Below are 20713 nucleotides of genomic sequence, written 5' to 3' on the forward strand. Positions count from 1 at the left end.
CGTTGTGTGTTCTATTCTTTATATACGTATGTTCCTCTTGCTTTCTTCATTCTTCTCGTCTCTTTATCAAAGAAACTGTACACGATCGGTATGATATAAATAGTCAATAATGTTGAACTTATCAGTCCGCCAATGACGGCAATACCCATAGGCTGATTGATTTCGGTGCCCTCACCGAGCCCGAGTGCCAGGGGTAATAAGCCGAGGATCGTCGTCATTGCCGTCATGAAGATCGGTCTTGCCCGGTCCTGAACCGCTTCGACGATGCTGTCAAAGCTGTTTGTTCCCGCTTCTTTGCGCTGATTGATATAATCCACGATGACGATCGCGTTATTGACAACGATACCAGCCAGTACAATCACCCCAATGATCGCCGATATGCTGATAGGGGTCTGTGTAATGGCCAGGGCGATGGCGACACCTATTACCATGAGCGGAACGGTAAACATGATGACAAATGGATATTTAAATGACTCGAATTGCGCAGCCATGACCATATAGACAAGCACGATGGCAAGCCCAAGAGCCAGGGCCATGTCGTCAATGGAATCCTCAAGGAGCTCTCTGTCCCCACTGAATGAAACCAATGTCTCATTTGGAAGATCCAGTGAATCGATTTTCTCATCTACCGCCTTCGAAATGGCTCCAAGATTGGTTGATGACGAATACTTGAGTGTGAATTGAACGGCATGCTGCTGGTCAATTCTCTGGATGCTGACAGGACCATCTTCAATTGAAAAGTCGACGACGGAGTTTAACTGAATATAATTCCCTTGTCCATTTGGAATGAGGAGTTTCTTTAAAGAATCCAGATTTTCCGTGATGTTCCTGTCATATTGCACGAGAACATTTATGACGTCAGACGACCCTGTGACCATTTGGGTAGTCAGGACCCCCCGGGTTACATCTTGAACGAGCGTCCCAATCTGAGCAGGTGCCAAGCCCTGTTGAAGTGCCTTCTCCCGGTTTACCTTCATTTGGACTTCTTTCACAGTTTCCATCTGATCTGTTGAAACTTCCGTGACATCCTTCATTTCTCTCAACGAACCAAATAACGTATCGACGGAATCCTTCAGTCGATTCTGGTCCGTATCCCTCAAGTTAAACGTCAAGGTTTGAGGACTGGAGCCGGATGTGGACTGTAAGTTAAAAGAAACGTCAGCAGATTCATTTACCTTTTGAGCCGCTTTTTCCACTTCCGGCTTTACTTCATCCGCAAAGCTGAAAATCGATCTCTCCCGCTCGTCGAGAGGCACCATTTTCACATAAACTTCTGCAATATTCCCTTTCCCGCTTCCCCTGAAGGATTCTTCCTGGGTTGTACCCACAAGACTTACAAAGACATCCACATCTTTTTCTTTTTTCAACCTGCCTTCAATCGCTTTGACGACTTTATTGGTCTCATCGACGGAAGCTCCATTGTCCAATTCGACCCTCATGTTGAAAAACCCTTCATCAGTTGGTGGTAAAAACTGTGTTCCTACCGTCGTAAGGCCAAGCCCACCACCCACTAATGTAATGAGAGTGATGAATAATACGATGAACCGGTGACGAAGCGCCCATTTTACCGAACGGGCGAATGTCTTTCTGCTCTTGGAACGTCTCCGCTTTGCTTCGATATTCCCTTTCGGCTTCTTCAAGAGTCTGCTTGCGAGCATCGGGATGACCGTCAATGCCACGACAAGGGAGGCCAACAAACTAAATGAAATGGTCAAGGCGAATTCGGTGAATAATTCTCCCAGTAAACCGGATATAAAGACCACCGGCAGGAATACCGCTACAGTGGTCAAGGTGGAAGCGGTTATGGCTCCCCCCACTTCTTTTGCACCGATACTTGCAGCTTCCCTTGGATTTTTCCCCAGGGATAAATGGCGATAAATATTCTCAATGACTACGATCGCATTATCAACAAGCATCCCAATTCCAAGAGCCAGGGCTCCCAATGTCATGATATTCAATGCGAAATCCGCAAAAAACATCAGAACAAATGTCACAATGACGGAATAAGGAATGGCCACGCCGATGATTAGGGGACTCTTCACATTTTTCAAAAATAAGAAGAGCACAAGCATGGCGAACGCTCCACCTATCAGGAGGGAATTGGCTATATTCCCGATGGCTTGAGCGATGTAATCCCCCTGATCGAACAGGATATCAGCTTTGATTGATTTATATTGATCCTGCTTAAGGAGGCGATCCAGCTCCTTTTGAAACGCCTTCGATACGGAGGCGGTGTTAGCATCTGATTGCTGCAGCACACTGAACAGGATGGCAGATTCTTCGTTTGCCCGTGTGATCGTGTTTGTATCCTGTTTTCTCTGTTCAACTTTTGCGACATCAGAAAGCTTAAGCTTCTTTCCGGTTTGAGGATTCACCTGGAGGACCAATCCCTTTAATTCATCCACGGACTGGAGCTTGCTTACTACTCTAGTGGTCAATGTTTGTCCATCTGTCTGGATCGTATCTCCGGGAGCTGTCACATTATTGGCGCGGATTGTATTGACCACATCGCCTTGACTTAGACGATTATCTTTCAACGCTTGCTGATTCAATTCAATGACCACTTCGTCCGTTAATGAGCCTGAAACATTTACATTTGCTACACCTTCCACTCTTGTCAGTTCCTGTTTCAAGTTCTCTGACAGTGCCTTTAGGTTGGACTCGTCCCCTTCTTCCCGTAAAGAAAATTGAATGATCGGGAACTGGGCTGGATCAAATTTGAGAAATCTTGGATTCTCTGCTCCATCGGGAAGTGGAGTTTGGTCGAGGCGTTGCAGGACATCGTTTTCAATCTCATCAATGGAGGTCGACCATGAAAATTCAAGAAGAATAAAGTTCGAGCCTTCCCTGGAAGTCGATTGAAGGTTCTTCATCCCCGGCAAGGTGGAGAGGCTTTCTTCAAGTGGTTTCGTTACCTTCTCCACCACCTCCTGAGGGCCCGCTCCAGGGTAATTGGTCACCACGACACCCACAGGTGGGTTGAGGTCCGGAATGAGTTTCAACGGGATCCTGAGGAGCGAGACCCCTCCCAGAATCAGGATAAGCAGCATGGTGACAATGGTGAACACCGGTCGGCGTATGGAAAAATCACTAATTTTCAATGAAGTGCTCCCCTTTCTTTATGTATAGCGTACATTACGGTTTGAAGGAGTTACTGTTAACTATAGTCTCTTCAGGAAGATCCTTCAATATTAAAGCGTCTGAGCATGCTAAATATCAATTATTTTCTATAAAATAAATAATCCCACCTTATCGGTATACACTATTTTTATACTGTAACGTAAGGAGCATTTAAATGGCGAACTGGGTTCCCTTTGTATTCCTTAGCCTTTTCAGCATTTTCGCATTATCTTTGATCGTGATGAAGAATCGTCACATTTCTGGTCGGATCATCCTATTTTGGCTTTTCATTTCCGGCTTGGCCTATGTATTTGAATATGTCATCTTTGTATTATTTAACAGCTATACGTATCATCCCCATATTTTATCGAATAATTACAATGACAGCGTCCTTGGATCGATTAGTTCACAGGCGTTTTCAGTTCCGGTTGCGATAACCTATATTGTGTTGTACCGATTGACGGCATGGAGGGTTGCGGTCATCATCGTTGTCTTCTTCCTTATTGAAACGTGGTTCATACACACCAGGTTATACGAACACCATTGGTGGGAATCATATTACACAACCTTTTTCCTTATCATTTCCGTTATATTGGCCAAGATCTGGTGGAGATTCCTGAATGAAACTGACAATCACTATGTTCAATTCATCACTTTGTTCTTTGCACTCTCCACCATCTCCCTTTCGTTTGCCTGGATTCTGTCTTCCCTTTTAAAGCTCTATATCATCCCCCTGAATCATTTTTCGAATCCTGTCAGAGATATGATCGCAGGGAATGCCATATACTTTTGGTTCACGACCTACTTTTATAGCTTGGTTATTTTTTTTAGGAACGGGGATTGGAAATATTCATTATGGAGCATCCTTTTTCTCTTGACCGTTGAGGTATTTATGGTACAGGAAGGTGTATTATTGATCAAGAATCCTTTGATGATCGGCGTACTTCCCCTATTTCATTTAATCATGATATCTGCAGGAAGCCATTATTACCAGCGGTATTTCGATACATATATTGAATTGCACCAAAAAGGACTGTCCTCTAAATGAAACATCCTCACACTAAGAGAGTGAATCATTCAGACCGACAGTCCTTTTTTGTTGGCTGTTAGTTATGAATTCGATATAGCAGGGTTGTTCTCCGTATGCTCTTTCTCAATGGTCCACCCCGTAAAACCATACAGGATGGTGATGGCCGGAGAGATCAGGCAAAAGACCGCAAATGGTAGATAGTCCATGGTCGAAACACCTAGTACATCTGTGAGGAATATTCCGCACACACTCCATGGAACAAGAGGATTCACCACGGTTCCTGCATCTTCCAATGTCCGTGATAAGGTTTTTGGGTGAAGACCCAATTTCTTGTATTGAGATTGAAATGCTTCACCAGTTAATAGAATGGATAAGTACTGCTCCCCTACTACAAGATTGATACCAATCGCTGATAATGCAGTGGATAGAATCGTTCTTCTTTCAGATTGAATGATAGCAGACACCTTCTGAAGCAACGCCGGGATGATCCCCAGTTTAAATAGTAATCCACCGAGACTCAGTGAGAGAATGACAAGGGAAATCGTAAACATCATGCTGTTCACTCCACCTCTTGTCAACAGTGAATCAACGGATTCGACCCCTGTCTTCGATGTGAAACCTTCGAATAGCACCTGGAATAATTCATTTACCTTCAGCGTCCCGTGGAAGAAAGATAAGAACACAGAAACGGCTATCGTGATGGCCAGTGTGAATAATGCAGGTGTTCTGTATACAATCAGCACTACCAGCAGCACTAAAGGAATTAAGCTGTACCAGTGAATGAGGCCGGTCTGCACCAAACCTTCCTGCAATGCATCAAGCTGTGCCAAGTCACCTTTACTTGTTCCGGGCGAAAGGACCCCGAATACAATCAATGTTATGATAAAGGCAGGTACAGTCGTCCAGGCCATATTTCGAATATGGGTAAACAGATCCACCTTGACAATGGATGACGCAAGATTGGTTGTATCCGATAAAGGAGACATCTTATCTCCAAAAAAGGCACCCGAAACGATGGCACCGGCCGTGATTGCCATGGATAACCCCATAGCTTCCCCGATTCCGATTAATGCCACACCGATGGTCGCTGCCGTTGTCAGTGAGCTTCCGATTGCTACTCCACTTAAGGATGTAAGTAAAAAGGCAATCGCATAAAAATAATGTGGAGTGACAAATTCAAATCCGTAAAACATCAACGTAGGAATGGTCCCACTAATCAACCAGCTGCTTACAAGCAGTCCAATAAAGAAAAATAATAGAATGGCACCTAATCCACCCTCCGCACCGGCAATCATCCCTTTTTCAATTTCTTTGAACTTCACTTTGCGTATCAGTCCATAGACCATCAAAAAGAAGAGGGAAAGGATGATCGGAATATGAGGGACCGCTCCCACACCGATAATGCTGACACTGATGATTCCCAGAACAGCGAGTAAGACTGCGGATGCTTCTGGAACAGACGGTTTATGAACGCTCTGAATGTTTAACATGTTGACACTTCCTTCTGTAAACTTATTATGTGACCGAAAAGGGATTGTATGACAAAAAGAACCCTCCATCCCTGATAGGGACGAAGAGTTCTCCGCGTTACCACCCTAATTGAAACCACTCATAACATGCTAAAAGTCATTACATGATATAAGTTATTTCCACTTCATAAAGGTTGTCTCTTGATAAACCCCCTAAAGAATTCATAAACAATGTAATTCAGAAAGAAGCGGACCTGGACTTCCAGCTGACATCCAGTCTCTGATTGCTGTCTCACTTTTTCCTACTGCGTTGTTTAAGACAATGATATGTGATTGATTTGGTTTAGTTTAGGGGTTCCATTACTCTTTTACCCTTAAACGCTTTTAAGCTTTTATGCACTAAAGTATTTTATAGTAATATAATATCATGTTCATTACTATTGTCAAGAACCGATTTCATTCTCCTTATGACTTTGAATGATCCCTCATACAAAAAAAACCCTCCCGTAAATATGCAGGGGAGGGGTTTGACAATTAAACGAATAGAGTTTCTGTAAAAGGTTCCATCGCTTCTTCTTGTGGTTTCCCTATGAAATAGCCTTGTGCATAGTGGATTCCGATTTCTTTACAGAAGAGCAATTCTTCTTTTCTCTCAATGCCTTCCGCCAGGACCAAAATGTCCAATTCTCCGGCAATCTTCACCACTTTCCGTAAAAATTCCTGATTATCCTCATCAGAATCACAGTGGTTGATGAAGGATCGATCGATTTTTACATAGTCCGGCTGCAGCAGGCTTAACATTTCAACCGTGGCAAAACCTGAACCTACGTCATCCAGGGCGACTTTCATCCCTTCTCTCTTATATACGTCAAGAACCGATCTTAAATGATCTACATCTTCAATCTTCTCGGTTTCTACCACTTCGAATACAAGGTCTTTCGGGTCCACTTTGCATTCATTCACAATCTTGAAGGTGTGGCGCAAACAAAATTCAGGATTATAGATTGTCGAAGGAAGAAAATTAATAAAACTCTTCGTACCAGGGTCCACATGGTCACGCCTGGACTCGATTGCTGATTTCCTCGCCTTCTGATCCAGCATGGAATGAAATCCGGTTCGCGAAGCGGCTTCAAACAACTCCCCAGGATTGATACGCTTACTGCCACTATTTGAGCGTAAGAGAGATTCATAGCCAAAAAGACTGAAATCGCTAAGATCAATGATAGGCTGGAGGTGACTCGTAAATTCCCCCCCTTGAATCAACTTTACCATCTCTCTATATTTAATTAAGCTCAGGAATTCTTCTGCAGGACGAAAGGGACCGGGCTTCTCTGAACAATTAAAACTGCATGTCCATTTTCCCTCCACTAATACGGTTTCTATTTTTGACAGTTTTTCATAAACCTCATCAAGATGATCATATTGAAAAACATATATGCCTTCTTCTGTCCTATCAACTGATCCTGTCAGCGGTAAGTCCGATCTTTTTTCGTTATGTAAAAATAAAAAGCCAGCCTCATGATATTCCATCTCTATTCCGCAGTTCGCACAAGCGTATTGCATACTATCTCTTCCTTCCCCTGTAACATCAATAAATACCCATACCTATATACTAAGACTAAATACCCCGAAAACACCAGTAATATCCCTATACTTTAGGAAAAATTACTCAATGATTGTGAAATTTTTTTCGAAAATGCAGTTCCAAGCGCGAATGGTTCCAGGTATTTCACAAAAAAGGAAATATAAAAGCACTCCCCCGGTTCAGGAGAAGTGCTAATTGTTCTTACATTAAACTATATAACCTGATATCAGGATTTTTATCATTGAACCATCTCATGGCAAAATCGTTTTCAAAAAGGAAGACAAGATTATCATGTCGATCCTTGACCAGCATGCTCCTGGAGCTTGACATAGTCTCCTTGACCTCCTCTTCGTTTTCAATCCACCGGGCAATTTTAGACCCGATCGGTTCCATTTTCACATCAACGTTGTATTCATTCTTCATTCTATGCTCAAATACTTCAAATTGAAGTTGACCAACCGCTCCAAGAATGATATCTTCCGTGCGTGTTTTATAATACTGAATGGCTCCTTCTTGAACGAGCTGAAGGATTCCTTTTTGGAAGTGCTTCTGCTTCATCACGTTTTTCGCTGTGACACGGACAAAAAGTTCAGGCGTAAATTGAGGCAGCTTTTCATACTGAAAGCCCTGCTTTCCCTGGACAAGTGTATCACCGATTTGATACGTACCCGTGTCATAAACACCGATGATATCCCCACTGACCGCTTCATTCACCGTACTCCGATCATCTGCAAGAAATTGAGTGGATTGCGCCAGTTTAATGGACTTTCCTGTACGGGAAAGATTGACCGTCATCCCCCTCTCGAATTGACCTGAGCAAATGCGGACAAATGCAATCCGGTCCCGGTGGGCAGGGTTCATATTGGCTTGAATCTTAAATACAAACCCGGAGAAATCCTCTGCAGTCGGCTCTATCTCTCCAGCATCCGAATTCCTTGGCTGCGGAGATGGCGCAAACTGTAAGTATGTCTCAAGAAAAGTTTGAACACCAAAATTCGTTAATGCACTTCCGAAGAAGACTGGAGATAATTCTCCATTTGCAATGCGTTCACGGGAAAACTGGTTTCCAGCTTCATTCAGCAACAATACATCTTCAAGAGTCTGATGATAGAGATTGCTTTCTTTAAGAGGGTGCTCTCCCTCAATTTCACCTTCATCATTTAATGGAATAAAGCGATCATCTTCTTCTACCCGAAATTGCTCGATGCGATTATGGAAGCGGTCATAAATTCCTAAGAATTCTTTCCCCATTCCTATCGGCCAGTTCATTGGATAAGATTGAATTCCCAATACTTCTTCAAGCTCTTCCAATAACTCAAGTGGTTCACGCCCTTGGCGATCAAGCTTATTGATGAAGGTGAAGATTGGAATGCCTCTCATTCGACAAACTTTGAATAGTTTCAAGGTTTGTGCTTCAATCCCTTTCGCTGAATCGATGATCATCACAGCACTGTCAACAGCCATCAATGTTCTATAGGTATCTTCGGAAAAGTCCTGGTGACCAGGTGTATCCAGGATATTCACCCGGTAATCATCATAATCGAAGGCCATGACAGAAGAAGTGACAGAAATTCCTCTCTGCTTCTCGATTTCCATCCAGTCAGATGTTGCAAACTTACCTGATTTCTTTCCTTTAACTGTTCCAGCGGCGCGAATCGCACCTCCGAATAATAGTAGCTGTTCTGTTAAGGTTGTTTTCCCAGCATCCGGGTGGGAAATGATGGCGAAAGTCCGTCTTGACTGAACTTCCTGTATAAAGTCTATTTTCATTCATAAAATCCTTTCTCGTCATTCTCACTTTCTCATCATATTCGTTCTAAAGTAACAATGCAACAAAGAATGGAGCAAGAAGCCACGGTTTACCGCTTTCAAGAATAATAAGTTCAGGGTGCATCGTTTGTTACATCTCCTTGGTCCATTGGACGATTCGTGAACTTAACGTCTCAGCTGTTTCCTGTGGGATCCTTTCCACTAATGAATGGAGCAATTTTGATTGAATTTCTTCATCCTGATAAAAGAAAGAATACGACCATTCAATCGCAGGTACAGCAATCAGAAAGAACTCTTCCTTCTTGTTTTCATAAATATATACTTTTTGTTCCAAGCCTTCCAAAAAATTTTTTCTGATCTTCATTATTGTATCCCCTTTCATGAAAACGCTGTATTTGCGCATACTATTGACGATGTTGTCCGTACAACTTTCGACAAATCTTGCAATTGTAGGTTGTCAGACGTCTGAAAGAATTGTAAAATAAAAATCCGAAAGCATCAAGTTCCAATCATACTTATCGAAGAGGTGAAAGAAGTGCAATATTTATGGGGTATCATGGGTATCATTGTCGTTATGGGAATTGCTTTTGCATTTTCTAAGAACAAAAAGCGGGTTAATGTCAGAACAGTCCTTGGAGGACTTGCCATACAGTTATTTTTCGCTTTTATCGTGTTAAAGACCTCTTGGGGACAGGGCGCACTTAAAGGATTGACCGAAGTGGTGAATGCCATCATCAATTATTCCAACGAGGGGATCACCTTCCTTTTTGGAGGACTTTACACTGAGGAATCAAACATAGCGTTCATTTTTGCATTCAATGTACTTCCTGTCGTTATTTTCTTCTCTGCTTTAATCTCGGTTCTTTATTATCTTAAAATCATGCAATTTTTCATTAAGATTTTAGGCGGCGGTTTGTCTAAACTGTTGGGAACAAGGAAAGCGGAATCTTTGTCTGCCGCAGCGAATATTTTTGTCGGACAAACAGAAGCACCATTAGTGGTAAGACCTTTCTTAGCAAAAATGACTGAATCAGAACTTTTCGCCGTCATGACAGGAGGATTGGCATCAGTTGCAGGTTCTGTCCTTGTCGGTTATTCTCTTTTAGGAGTTCCACTTGAATACCTACTTGCTGCAAGCTTCATGGCTGCACCTGCGGGACTTGTCATGGCCAAGTTATTTGTGCCTGAAACGGATGATTCTCCGGAACCTGAAGCGTTTGAAATGGAAGCGGATTCGGAATCAGCCAATGTGATCGATGCTGCTGCCAATGGGGCCAGTGTAGGTCTGCAACTTGCTTTGAACATTGGAGCTATGCTACTTGCATTCATCGCTCTTGTCGCCATGATCAATGGCTTACTTGGATTAGTAGGCGGGTGGTTTGGGTTTGACAGCCTTTCACTTCAGCTTATTCTTGGGTATGTATTTGCACCTCTTGCCTTTGCAATCGGTGTACCATGGCATGAAGCCGTTACAGCAGGAAACTTCATCGGGCAGAAGCTAGTCATTAATGAATTTGTAGCGTATTCAGCTTTTGCTCCGGAAATCGGAAACCTATCTGATAAAACAGTAGCAATCATTTCATTCGCTCTTTGTGGATTTGCGAATCTTTCTTCCCTGGGAATATTACTGGGAGGACTCGGAAACCTCGCACCAAATCGCAGGGGTGATATTGCCCGTTTAGGATTAAGAGCAGTCGCTGCAGGTGCACTTGCTTCATTATTGAGTGCTGCCATTGCCGGGATGTTCATTTAATTCACCGTTTCATCAAAGAAGCCATCCACTAGCGGATGGCTTCTTTTTCTTTATATGATGTAGGATGTCCCGGCATGAACAGTGCACCATTTGCTAGGCAGATTCTTTTTTTGCCCGCTTTCTTCGCTTGATACAATCGTTCATCGGCAAGTGCGATCAGCCTTTCAGGTTCCAGGGATTCGGTTGATTGAGACTGACCGAAGCTCATGGAAATGGCTATGGGATCCAAATCTTTCAACTGTCCGTATAGTTCCTGAAGAAACCGTTGAATGTTACGCTCCTCCATATGGGGTAAGATAAAGACAAACTCTTCTCCTCCATACCTGAAGGCCTGCCCATTGTATGCTTCGGCATGTAAACGGAAGACTTCCCCCGTTTTCCGAATGACATCATCCCCTGTCAAATGACCGTACTCATCATTCACCTTTTTGAAATCATCTATATCTCCCAGTAATAGCAAAAAGGATTCCTTCTCTTCCAATTTGCTTCTGAATCTTTCCTGAAACGAACGATGATTAAACAGTCCTGATAAATAGTCCTTATGGGCTAGGTTATGGTAGGCTTCTTTCTGGACATATTGAGCACGCTCTCTTAACATGATCAATGCTCCAAATAAACCGATGATCCAGAGAAAGAACAAGTTGGACGTCAAAGTGAAATAATGCTGAAATTGAAAGATGTCGACTGTCATAAAGCCCATCACAGCATAGGCTACACTGAAAACAGACAGGGAGACGAGTGCACCCTTCGTCCTCCAGTAAATTGTTGCGTGCATCACGAAAAGAATGGATATGGGATAAAGGGGACTATGTATCCCCTGTGATAAGACCATCAGCCAAATCAATGCCAGAAAATCAAAGACGATCCCCGCCTTCAGTATGAATTGAAGACTCTGATTGTCCTCCCTCGCCCGTATCAATGCAATTTGAGTCACCAGCATATAAATGATTCCTGATACCAATAAATAAGGAAAGACCGTTTTGTTCGTTGAAATATTTTCTGAAAATGGAGGTATGTAAAAGATGAGCGTGGCGATCAGGACAAACAGCCATCTCAAAGTGGAAAACAATTTTTCTGTTTCATAGTCATTTAAATATAACGAAAACTTCATACGCTTCATTCTCTCATCTTTTAATGTGTACTTTAAATTTACCAAAGATTGTGAATTTCGTCTATCCTCATCCACAAAAAAACAGACCAACATTTGTCGTATTGGTCTGTTCCACAATCGATATTATTCAGATATGCCGTATTTGAGCTGGCTTTCTTCCGCAGCAATCTCTTTATCGCTGTGGGGATATTTTGTATTCTCGATAATTTGATAGTCCTCATGGCCTTTTCCCGCGAAGATGATGATATCTCCCGGTTCACTGACTTCGATGGCATGTTTGACGGCTTCAGCACGATCCCCGATGAGGGCATATTGCTCATGCTGCATGCCTTTTTCCAGATCGTTCAAAATGCTATCATATTCTTCATACCTTGGGTCATCCGTAGTCAGAATGACGTAGTCTGCGAGTGATGCTTTTTCTGCCATTGTCGGACGTTTTGTCTTATCACGGTTTCCACCTGTACCGACCAGGAAGATGATTTTATTCTCCTTGAACGGAAGAACAGATTGGATGGCATTTTCAATGGCATCAGGTGTATGGGCATAATCGATGTACACAGAAAGCGGTGCCTTCATGTCTACCTTCTCCATTCGCCCATTAACCGGAGGCAGGTCGCGGATGATTTCCACGAGTCTTGTGATGTCCATCCCCCTTGCATACAGACATGCCATGGCAGTCAGTACATTATAGACATTGAATTTCCCTAAGAGCTTCATTTCGACCTCAAAGCTTCCTTCGGGTGAATTCAACGTGAACTTCGTCCTATCATTGAAGTATTCAATATCCACCGCCTTGAAGTCTGCATGAGCGTCAAGCCCGTAACTGATGACTTCATGTGGAGTCATGTAGCTGTAACGGTGATACCATTCATCATCGGCATTCAGGATGACATACTTTGGATTTTGAAGATCCTGCCCCAACTGGGAGAATAAAAGACCTTTTGCATATCCGTAATGCTCCATCGTCCCATGATAATCCAAGTGATCATGACTTAAGTTTGTGAATGCAACAACATCAAAATCGATTCCCCATAATCTACCGAGCGCCAGTCCGTGAGAGGATACTTCCAGGGTGAAGTTTTCAATCTTCCGGTCCAATGCACTTTGCATCATCTGTTGATTCGTTAAATTATCACATGTCGTATTTTCACTAGGCAGTAATTCACCATTCAGGTTAAACCCGATCGTCCCGGATAAAGCAGAACTCTGACCGGACCGTTTAAAAATGGAATGGATCAGATTACTGACCGTGGTCTTTCCGTTTGTGCCCGTCACACCGAAAACGGTAAGTTTCTGAGAAGGATAATCATAATATTTATTCGATAATTGAGCCAGGGCTTTGAAAGTATCTTTTACTACGACTAATGCCGCTTTACTTAAATCAATATCAAGCTGCTTTTCAGCCACGATTAAGGTCGCACCTTTTTCAACGGCCATTGCAGCGAAATCATGCCCATCCACTGTGTACCCTCTCGTACATACAAACATGGTGCCTTCTGTCACTTTCCTGGAATCGACGTGAATATCCGTTATTTCGGAAGGCAATTCACCGTATACCGTTTTTAATTTAATGCTCTCTAACAGATTATATGTAATCATTCTTTTACCTCATTTTAAGTTAATTATGTTTTTATTTTATCTTATCATCTTAGCTTTGATAAGAGAAATACCTCCTAAAATCAAAACAAATTTTTCTCACACAAATGTCACCATACCCCGTTTACATTTGCGTGAAACAAAAAAAGTCTTCCATCACCCGGTAATAAGATGATGGAAGACTGCTTGTTCATTCAATGACCATCTTGGATTGAACATAATGCCAAAGCAGATTTTCCGTATGAAGAAGGGAAGATTCATGTGTGCGTTCGTATGCATGAGACGCATCGATCCCTGCCCCTATCAATCCATGGACAATATCAAACCCTGCCCGTATGGCAGCGGAGGCATCCGATCCATAGTAGGGATAAATATCCACTTTATATTCAATCCCATTCTCTTCAGCCAATGAGACTAAATGTTTTCTCAGTCCATAGTGATATGGTCCGCTTGAATCCTTCGCACAAATCGATACGGTGAACTCATCCGTGGATTGACCGTCACCGATCGCACCCATATCGACTGCAAGATATTCAATCGTCTCGTCAGGAATATTTGAATTTCCGCCATAACCAATTTCTTCATTATTTGAAATCAGGAAATGGGTCGTATAAGGAAGCGTGATTCCTTCCGATTGAATGTGGCGTATTAACTGCATAAGCATGCCTACACTCGCTTTATCATCCAGGTGACGGGATTTTATGAACCCGCTTTCCGTGATTTCAGCACGGGGATCAAATGATACGAAATCCCCCACTTCTATTCCCAGCTCTTTTACATCTGCGGCATTGCTTACTTTTTCATCGATCCGAACTTCTATATTCGTTTCGTCGCGTTTCGCTTCACCTGCATTTTTGTAGACATGGACAGAGGTTTGATGCATGAGGATCGTTCCACTGTAGGTTTTACCTGTAGCTGTTTCAATCCTGCAGTACTCCCCTTCCACCGCATTCCATCTGAATCCACCAATCATGGACAACCGTAAACGCCCATCACTCTTGATTTCCTTGACCATGGCACCCAATGCATCGACATGTGCCGTCAGCATTCGATGCCTCGATGTATCTTCACCAGGCAGGGTGATGATGAGTGCACCCTTTCGATTCCTTTTCATTTCCACCTGTAAATCCGTGAAATATTCCTCCACAAAATTCATGATCGTATCCGTGTTTCCTGAAGGACTTGGAATTTCCACCAGTTCCTTTATTAATTGAATGGTTTTCTTCGTATCTGGATATGTATTCATTTGACTCCCTCCCTTCCCATATTATACCGTCATCTGCAACAGGACTACAAATGCTGTTTACCGAATATTCCACCGAATGCCCCTGGATTTCTTCATGCCTTCCCTTTCGAACTTCTTTCGTTTCTTCTTAATGAATGGGTGAAGGAACCCACATTGATCACAACTGTACATGACCATATCCCCTTCCACTCTCTGTCCAGTGACGTTCCATCTTGATTCTCCATACCCTTCATTCATATATAATTCGTTTTCCGTCAAGCTGCAATGACCGCAATACAAACACCCATTAAACAATTTTCCCACCGCCCCTTTTTGTACATGCCTATGAAAAGAACGGGAATACTATGAAAGGATTTGGAAAAAAGTTTAATCAACCTCCCTTTCTGCCTGCCCTACCCACATGTTAAAAATAAAGGAGTGATAACGTGAACTCATCAACATTAGACCGTTTACCACAAGGTAAAAAGCACCCCAAAGGTCTTTACCTTTTATTCTTTACAGAACTATGGGAACGGTATAGTTACTATGGAATGAGGGCCCTGCTCGTTCTTTACTTAACGACAGCCTTCGTAAGCGGAGGCTTGGGAGTGGATCCTGCAAAAGCGTTGTCCATTTATGGTATTTATACCGGCAGTGTTTATTTCACCCCTATATTAGGAGGATGGCTGACGGATCGATACATCGGGCTGAGAAAGGCGATCACCATTGGAGGAATCACCATGGCATGTGGAGATTTCACCATTTTCCTGACTCACTCCCAAATCGGCTTATATGCAGGACTTGCCCTCCTCGTTCTTGGGAACGGTTTTTTTAAACCGAATATTTCCACCCTCGTAGGGGAGCTATACCCACGGAACGATAAACGAAAAGATGCCGCCTTTACCATATTCTATATGGGAATCAACCTGGGAGCATTATTTGCTCCACTCATTGCAGGTTTTCTTGCAGAGGACCTGTTCCTCACCACCATGGCGGACGGAACGATGCATTATGGATTCAAATGGGCATTCCTTGCCTCCTCCATCGGAATGATCATTGGGCAGATCATCTTCAGTGCTTTGAACAATAAATATCTTGGCGACGTCGGTTTGAAGCCGAATAAGGTATTGGCAGAAGAAGCCAATGAAGACAGGGATGTGCCTTTGACCAAGAAGGAAAAGCAGCGTACTACGGCCATTCTCATCCTTGCATGCTTTGTCGTATTTTTCTGGGCGGGGTTTGAACAGGCCGGGAGTTCATTCACTCTCTATACAAAAAATTTCATCGATCGTGACGTGTTCGGTTATACCATTCCCGTTGCGTGGTTCCAATCCGTCAATCCATTATTCATCGTCATCCTTGCACCGATCCTCTCAAGTGTCTGGTTACGACTTTCCCGATCGAAAAAGGGAGATTTAAATATGACGACGAAAATGGGGATCGGAATGATCCTACTCGGCCTGGGATTCATGGTCCTCATTCCTGCAGTCATGCAAACCGGGTCCGATGAACAAAGCATCACAGTAAAAGCCAATCTCCTGTTCATCGTTTTTACGTATTTGCTTCACACATTAGGAGAATTATTTCTGTCCCCTGTCGGATTGTCTCTCGTCAGTAAAGTCGCCCCCGTGAAGATCGCCTCTCTCCTGATGGGGGTGTGGATGGCTGCGATCGGGGTGGCAAGCTTACTTGCAGGTCAACTTGCTTCACTCACCGCGACTCTCGGGTATTTAGAAATATTCGCCGTCATAGGGGCAACTGCCATCATTTTGGGAATAGTACTATTGACCATTTCGAAGAAGCTCGTAGTCATGATGCGTGAAGAGAACCACCTATCATAAATAGAAATCGCCCGGCACCAATGCCGGGCGATTTCTATTTTAATGTTTTCTTCGCCACACTACCGTTCAACAAGCCCCCGATCAACAGGATGGTTGAGGATATATAAAACCAAACCACCAGCGTAATGACACTCCCCAACTGACCGTAAAATTGGGAATAATCATTCAACTTCACATAAGTTCCATACAGCCACGATACTCCCTGCCACCCGAATGCCGCAACCAGTGCGCCAGGGATGACATGGAGAAATGATATCCTCTTACTTGGGACGACCATATACAGAAAGACAAAGAGGATGAACATGAAAACAGAGCTCAATCCCCATTTGCCGATCACCCAGGCCTGACTCCACTCACCGTTAATTTTACCTTCTGTAAATCGTGCATGACGGACATACTCCTCGACAACCGGTACGATAAGGGAAAACGAAATGAGGACCATGAATCCGACCGTCAATAAAAGATCATAAAACAATGCGATTAAAAAGGGTTTCTTCCTTTCGATCCCGTATGCCTGATTCAACGAACGTACCATCGATTGGACCGCCATCGAAGAAAGCCAGAAGGTGAAGAAAATGGAAACCGACAAGACGTCCCCTCTCTGGTCATATAGAATGCGTTCAATATTATCCTGGATGATGGCGTATGATTTATCAGGGGCAAAAGGTTTGATCAAGAGCAGCACATTGGTCTCAGATATGGGCAGATAACTGATTAATGAAAACACGAAAAGCAAAAATGGGAAAATGGATAACAATAAGTAATAGGCCAACTGCGCTGAGTGATCGAAGAAGCGTTCCTTGAAAAATCGAACAGTCACCGTCTTAATATGATGTATGATATTCATGGTTTTAACTCCTAGGCAGGAAAAGATACTATTATTTTCCCCTTTAAGATCCGATTCAATCCTCTTTGAACCGTTTTACTGAATTCATCGACCAAATGGCGCATCCTTCCATCCCCATTCAAAAAATACCGAGCTTAAAACCGAGGGAGGATTTACGTGCTCCCTTCAAGAAATATATATAAAAGGGGATCAATCAGTTGCATCTCTGAATCCACACAGAAGAAAGGGAGAATCTTTATGGTTAACAAGAACGATTCCATGGGGAATGAAGAAGTATATACGGATTTTATCAATAGGATGACATATGGTGAATATCTGGGGCTTGATACGTTATTGGGCAGTCAAAAGCGTTTATCCGGTCACCACGATGAAATGCTGTTCATTATCATCCACCAAGTCAGTGAACTATGGATGAAACTGATCCTGCATGAAACCAGGGCAAGCATCGCCTCCATTCAAAAAGGCGAACTGTCCCCGGCATTTAAAATGCTTGCCAGGGTTTCAAAGATACAATCCCAGATCATCCATGCATGGGACGTGTTATCGACCCTCACTCCATCAGAGTATGTCCAATTCAGGGACAGCCTTGGTCAAGCCTCCGGGTTTCAATCATATCAATACAGGATGATTGAATTCGCCCTGGGATATAAAACCAGCCATGTTCTTCAAATTTACAAAAAAGATCCGGAATTATTAGCCCAGCTTACCGAAGCCTATGAGGCCCCTTCCCTTTATGATGTTTCCATCCTTGCTTTGGCGGGTGCCGGGTTGCCTATTCATGAAGATGTGAAGAATCGTGATTATACAAAACCCTACAGTGAAGACCAGTCGGTACTTGAAGCCTGGACGACCGTCTATAAGAATCCAGATCAATATTGGGACCTTTATGAGTTGGCTGAAAAATTAATCGACATTGAGGATTGGCTTCAGCAATGGCGGTTCCGCCATATGAAAACAGTCGAAAGAATCATCGGTCACAAAATGGGGACCGGTGGCTCAAGCGGTGTCGGGTATTTGAAAAAAGTGCTTGACCACCGCTTTTTCCCTGAGCTTTGGAATGTGCGCACGACCCTTTGATTCAGCTTTTACACATACTATTTTAAACGTTTTTAGAATACATGCACTATTCACATTCCTTTAGCCTATTTTTATTAATGGAAGTCCTCAGGGTTGCCATAAATAAAATTACCTGATAATATGTAATAGAATTATTTTTGTTCGGAATGGAAGGATGGACAAAGTTTTTAAAGCTTTTCGCCTTGAAGTTACATGAGCAAGAATAGTAATACATTGTGTGGAGAACACACGAGGAGGTAACATTATGTTAGAAGGTACAGTTAAATGGTTTAACGCAGAAAAAGGTTTCGGATTCATCGAGCGCGAAGGTGGAGACGACGTGTTCGTACACTTCTCAGCTATTCAAGGCGAAGGATTCAAAACTTTAGAAGAAGGTCAAAAAGTTTCTTTTGAAATCGTTCAAGGAAACCGTGGAGACCAAGCAGCTAACGTTACTAAAGCATAATTTATGCTTACGGAAAGACTCTACTCTGTAGAGTCTTTTTTCTTTGCCATCCACTCACATAGTGTATACAATATTCTTAACTAGTTTTCTGGGAGGATTCTATGTATGGCAAAACACTCGTTTCATATCTCGACTGAATGGCCGGGTCTCAGGAATGATACAGGCACCTTGAGCTCGGAACATTTTCATACGAAAATTTCGATCCCACCTGAAATGGACGGTCCAGGGATCGGGACAAATCCTGATGAAATGCTCCTTGGAGCTGCGGCTACCTGTTATATCATCACGCTTGCAGCGATGCTGGAAAGAAGCCATATAGAAAAAAAAGACTTAACCATGACTTCCGAAGGAATTGTAGAGGTAGAAAAAGGGGTCATCACGTATAAAGAAATCATTCATCGGCCAATCCTGTCACTCGGTTCTACTGCCAGTGAGAAAGACATTGCACTTTCCAAGAAATTAATGCTGAAAGCTGAACAGTCATGCATGATCACCCGTGCCCTCATGGGAAATGTATTGGTGAAGGTAGATCCAGAAATACATATGTAGCAAACAAAGAAGGGCATCCGACCGGATGCCCTTCTTTGTTTGCTCACGACTCTGCGTGAACAAGTTTCACGAGCATATGTGAAAGCATATGCTGTTCGTCTTTATTTCCCGCTTTCCATAATTCATATAACAGCTTCTCTTCCCTGTTTTTCGGTTCTTCATGAGCTGCAAGATAGTCCCCTACCTTCTGTGCTGCCTTTGCCTGCTGCTCTTCATTCATCCCAAGCTTATCTGCTAAGGAAACCTTGTCACCTAAGTATTTTTTGAAATGATCAAAGTTTGAAAGAATGTCCTCTTTTTTGTCCTGGGACATGCGATCCATTGTACTGTCTACCTTCGACTCCATCTTTTCTTCTGTAGAATGATTTGCCATGCAGCCAACCTCTCCTCTCACTAATCTACTATGTATATTCCCAGCAGTGGAATTACTAAACCTTTATTTTCTTTTATTTGGAAAATACACTCGACTCTCTCTGTATAGTTTATTTCCTGCACGTAATGTGTAAACAATACGGAGATAAAGCTAAACAACTTTTAAGGAGGACAAATGAGTATGAGTTCAAAGAAGGTAGCGATCATTACGGGAGCAAGCAGTGGGATCGGACAGGCTACAGCAAAGGAATTAGCTTCAAAGGATATGACGGTCATGCTTGCAGCGAGACGGGAAGAACGTTTAAAGGAATTGAAAAATGAAATAGAGCAAATGGGTGGAACGGCATTTTATCACGTTACAGATGTGACGAACGTCGAAGAAATGGAACAACTTGCGAAGAAAACCGATGAAGAAGCCGGCCGGATTGATGTATTGGTCAATAATGCAGGCCTCATGCCCCTTTCCCTTATAAACAAACGCAAAATCAAAGAATGGGATCAGATGGTCGACGTCAATATTAAAGGGGTACTCTATGGGATATCCGCTGTTCTTCCTTATATGGAAGATCAGAAGTCAGGCCATATCATCAACATTTCATCCGTGGCCGGACATAAAGTGATGCCGGGCAGTTCAGTCTACAGTGGGACCAAATATGCCGTCAGGGCGATTACAGAAGGCTTGAGACAGGAAATGAATGCATCGCATAACATTCGTACAACGATTATCTGTCCTGGAGCAGTTGCAACAGAACTGACTGAAACCATTACAGACGAAGATATCCTGGCCGCTTTCAAGGATCGGGATATGAAGCCCCTGGACAGTGAAAATATCGCCAAAGCGATTTCTTATGCCGTTTTGCAGCCGGATCATGTAGATGTCAATGAAATCATTGTACGCCCTACCCAGCAGGATATGTAAACAA

General features: G+C 43.0%; 18 protein-coding genes. 7 read left to right on the forward strand and 11 right to left on the reverse strand.

Annotated features, from left to right (window positions below; genetic code table 11):
- Window positions 1-11: 11 nt before the first annotated feature.
- Window positions 12-3101: an efflux RND transporter permease subunit gene (locus ATG71_RS18740; RefSeq protein WP_098440970.1), complete on the reverse strand. Its 3090-nt coding sequence runs from the start codon at window positions 3099-3101 to the stop codon at window positions 12-14.
- Between the two features lie 194 nt (window positions 3102-3295).
- Between ATG71_RS18740 and ATG71_RS18745 the strand changes: the two genes are divergently transcribed.
- Entirely contained in the window at window positions 3296-4168 is an 873-nt protein-coding gene (locus tag ATG71_RS18745) for a hypothetical protein (protein WP_098440971.1), read from the forward strand.
- A 62-nt stretch (window positions 4169-4230) separates the two neighbouring features.
- Here the strand turns inward: ATG71_RS18745 and nhaC are convergent, their stop codons facing one another.
- The 4 genes from nhaC to ATG71_RS18765 form a co-directional block, all read right to left on the reverse strand.
- On the reverse strand, window positions 4231-5640 hold the full coding sequence (gene nhaC / locus ATG71_RS18750; protein WP_098440972.1) for a Na+/H+ antiporter NhaC: 1410 nt from the start codon (window positions 5638-5640) through the stop codon (window positions 4231-4233).
- Between the two features lie 513 nt (window positions 5641-6153).
- Window positions 6154-7182 (reverse strand): EAL domain-containing protein, encoded by a 1029-nt coding sequence (locus tag ATG71_RS18755; protein ID WP_098440973.1) that lies wholly within the window; start codon window positions 7180-7182, stop codon window positions 6154-6156.
- 223 nt (window positions 7183-7405) lie between these two features.
- Complete coding sequence (locus ATG71_RS18760; protein ID WP_098440974.1) at window positions 7406-8974, reverse strand: peptide chain release factor 3; 1569 nt, start codon at window positions 8972-8974, stop codon at window positions 7406-7408.
- A gap of 130 nt (window positions 8975-9104) precedes the next feature.
- Entirely contained in the window at window positions 9105-9338 is a 234-nt protein-coding gene (locus tag ATG71_RS18765; RefSeq protein ID WP_098440975.1) for a YueH family protein, read from the reverse strand.
- A 171-nt stretch (window positions 9339-9509) separates the two neighbouring features.
- Between ATG71_RS18765 and ATG71_RS18770 the strand changes: the two genes are divergently transcribed.
- Window positions 9510-10727: a NupC/NupG family nucleoside CNT transporter gene (locus ATG71_RS18770; RefSeq protein WP_098440976.1), complete on the forward strand. Its 1218-nt coding sequence runs from the start codon at window positions 9510-9512 to the stop codon at window positions 10725-10727.
- A 28-nt stretch (window positions 10728-10755) separates the two neighbouring features.
- Here the strand turns inward: ATG71_RS18770 and ATG71_RS18775 are convergent, their stop codons facing one another.
- From ATG71_RS18775 to ATG71_RS18790, 4 genes are all read right to left on the reverse strand, one after another.
- On the reverse strand, window positions 10756-11838 hold the full coding sequence (locus ATG71_RS18775) for a GGDEF domain-containing protein (RefSeq protein WP_179886579.1): 1083 nt from the start codon (window positions 11836-11838) through the stop codon (window positions 10756-10758).
- Window positions 11839-11961: 123 nt separating this feature from the next.
- A complete protein-coding gene (locus ATG71_RS18780; RefSeq protein ID WP_098440978.1) occupies window positions 11962-13437 on the reverse strand; it encodes a UDP-N-acetylmuramoyl-L-alanyl-D-glutamate--2,6-diaminopimelate ligase in 1476 nt (491 codons plus the stop codon).
- A gap of 187 nt (window positions 13438-13624) precedes the next feature.
- Window positions 13625-14680, reverse strand: a complete 1056-nt coding sequence (locus ATG71_RS18785; protein ID WP_098440979.1) for a M42 family metallopeptidase — start codon at window positions 14678-14680, stop codon at window positions 13625-13627.
- Window positions 14681-14737: 57 nt separating this feature from the next.
- The gene (locus tag ATG71_RS18790; protein WP_179886580.1) at window positions 14738-14983 is read right to left on the reverse strand and encodes a hypothetical protein; all 246 of its coding nucleotides are present in this window, start codon (window positions 14981-14983) and stop codon (window positions 14738-14740) included.
- A gap of 122 nt (window positions 14984-15105) precedes the next feature.
- Here ATG71_RS18790 and ATG71_RS18795 point away from each other — a divergent pair, with 122 nt between their 5' ends.
- Window positions 15106-16500: a peptide MFS transporter gene (locus tag ATG71_RS18795; protein ID WP_098440981.1), complete on the forward strand. Its 1395-nt coding sequence runs from the start codon at window positions 15106-15108 to the stop codon at window positions 16498-16500.
- A gap of 34 nt (window positions 16501-16534) precedes the next feature.
- Here ATG71_RS18795 and ATG71_RS18800 read toward each other — a convergent pair whose 3' ends face one another.
- Entirely contained in the window at window positions 16535-17347 is an 813-nt protein-coding gene (locus ATG71_RS18800; protein ID WP_098440982.1) for a YihY/virulence factor BrkB family protein, read from the reverse strand.
- Between the two features lie 237 nt (window positions 17348-17584).
- Here ATG71_RS18800 and kynA point away from each other — a divergent pair, with 237 nt between their 5' ends.
- From kynA to ATG71_RS18815, 3 genes are all read left to right on the forward strand, one after another.
- A complete protein-coding gene (gene kynA, locus ATG71_RS18805) occupies window positions 17585-18424 on the forward strand; it encodes a tryptophan 2,3-dioxygenase (protein ID WP_098441900.1) in 840 nt (279 codons plus the stop codon).
- Between the two features lie 244 nt (window positions 18425-18668).
- A complete protein-coding gene (locus ATG71_RS18810) occupies window positions 18669-18869 on the forward strand; it encodes a cold-shock protein (protein WP_034763568.1) in 201 nt (66 codons plus the stop codon).
- A gap of 105 nt (window positions 18870-18974) precedes the next feature.
- The gene (locus ATG71_RS18815; protein ID WP_098440983.1) at window positions 18975-19418 is read left to right on the forward strand and encodes an SACOL1771 family peroxiredoxin; all 444 of its coding nucleotides are present in this window, start codon (window positions 18975-18977) and stop codon (window positions 19416-19418) included.
- Between the two features lie 43 nt (window positions 19419-19461).
- Here the strand turns inward: ATG71_RS18815 and ATG71_RS18820 are convergent, their stop codons facing one another.
- Window positions 19462-19764: a DUF3243 domain-containing protein gene (locus ATG71_RS18820; RefSeq protein ID WP_483295345.1), complete on the reverse strand. Its 303-nt coding sequence runs from the start codon at window positions 19762-19764 to the stop codon at window positions 19462-19464.
- A gap of 207 nt (window positions 19765-19971) precedes the next feature.
- Between ATG71_RS18820 and ATG71_RS18825 the strand changes: the two genes are divergently transcribed.
- Window positions 19972-20709 carry an SDR family oxidoreductase gene (locus ATG71_RS18825; protein WP_098440985.1) on the forward strand — a complete coding sequence of 246 codons (738 nt, stop codon included), beginning with the start codon at window positions 19972-19974 and terminating at the stop codon, window positions 20707-20709.
- The last annotated feature ends 4 nt before the right edge of the window (window positions 20710-20713 follow it).

The sequence above is a fragment of the Bacillus sp. es.034 genome (genome assembly GCF_002563655.1).
Classification (GTDB): domain Bacteria; phylum Bacillota; class Bacilli; order Bacillales; family Bacillaceae_B; genus Rossellomorea.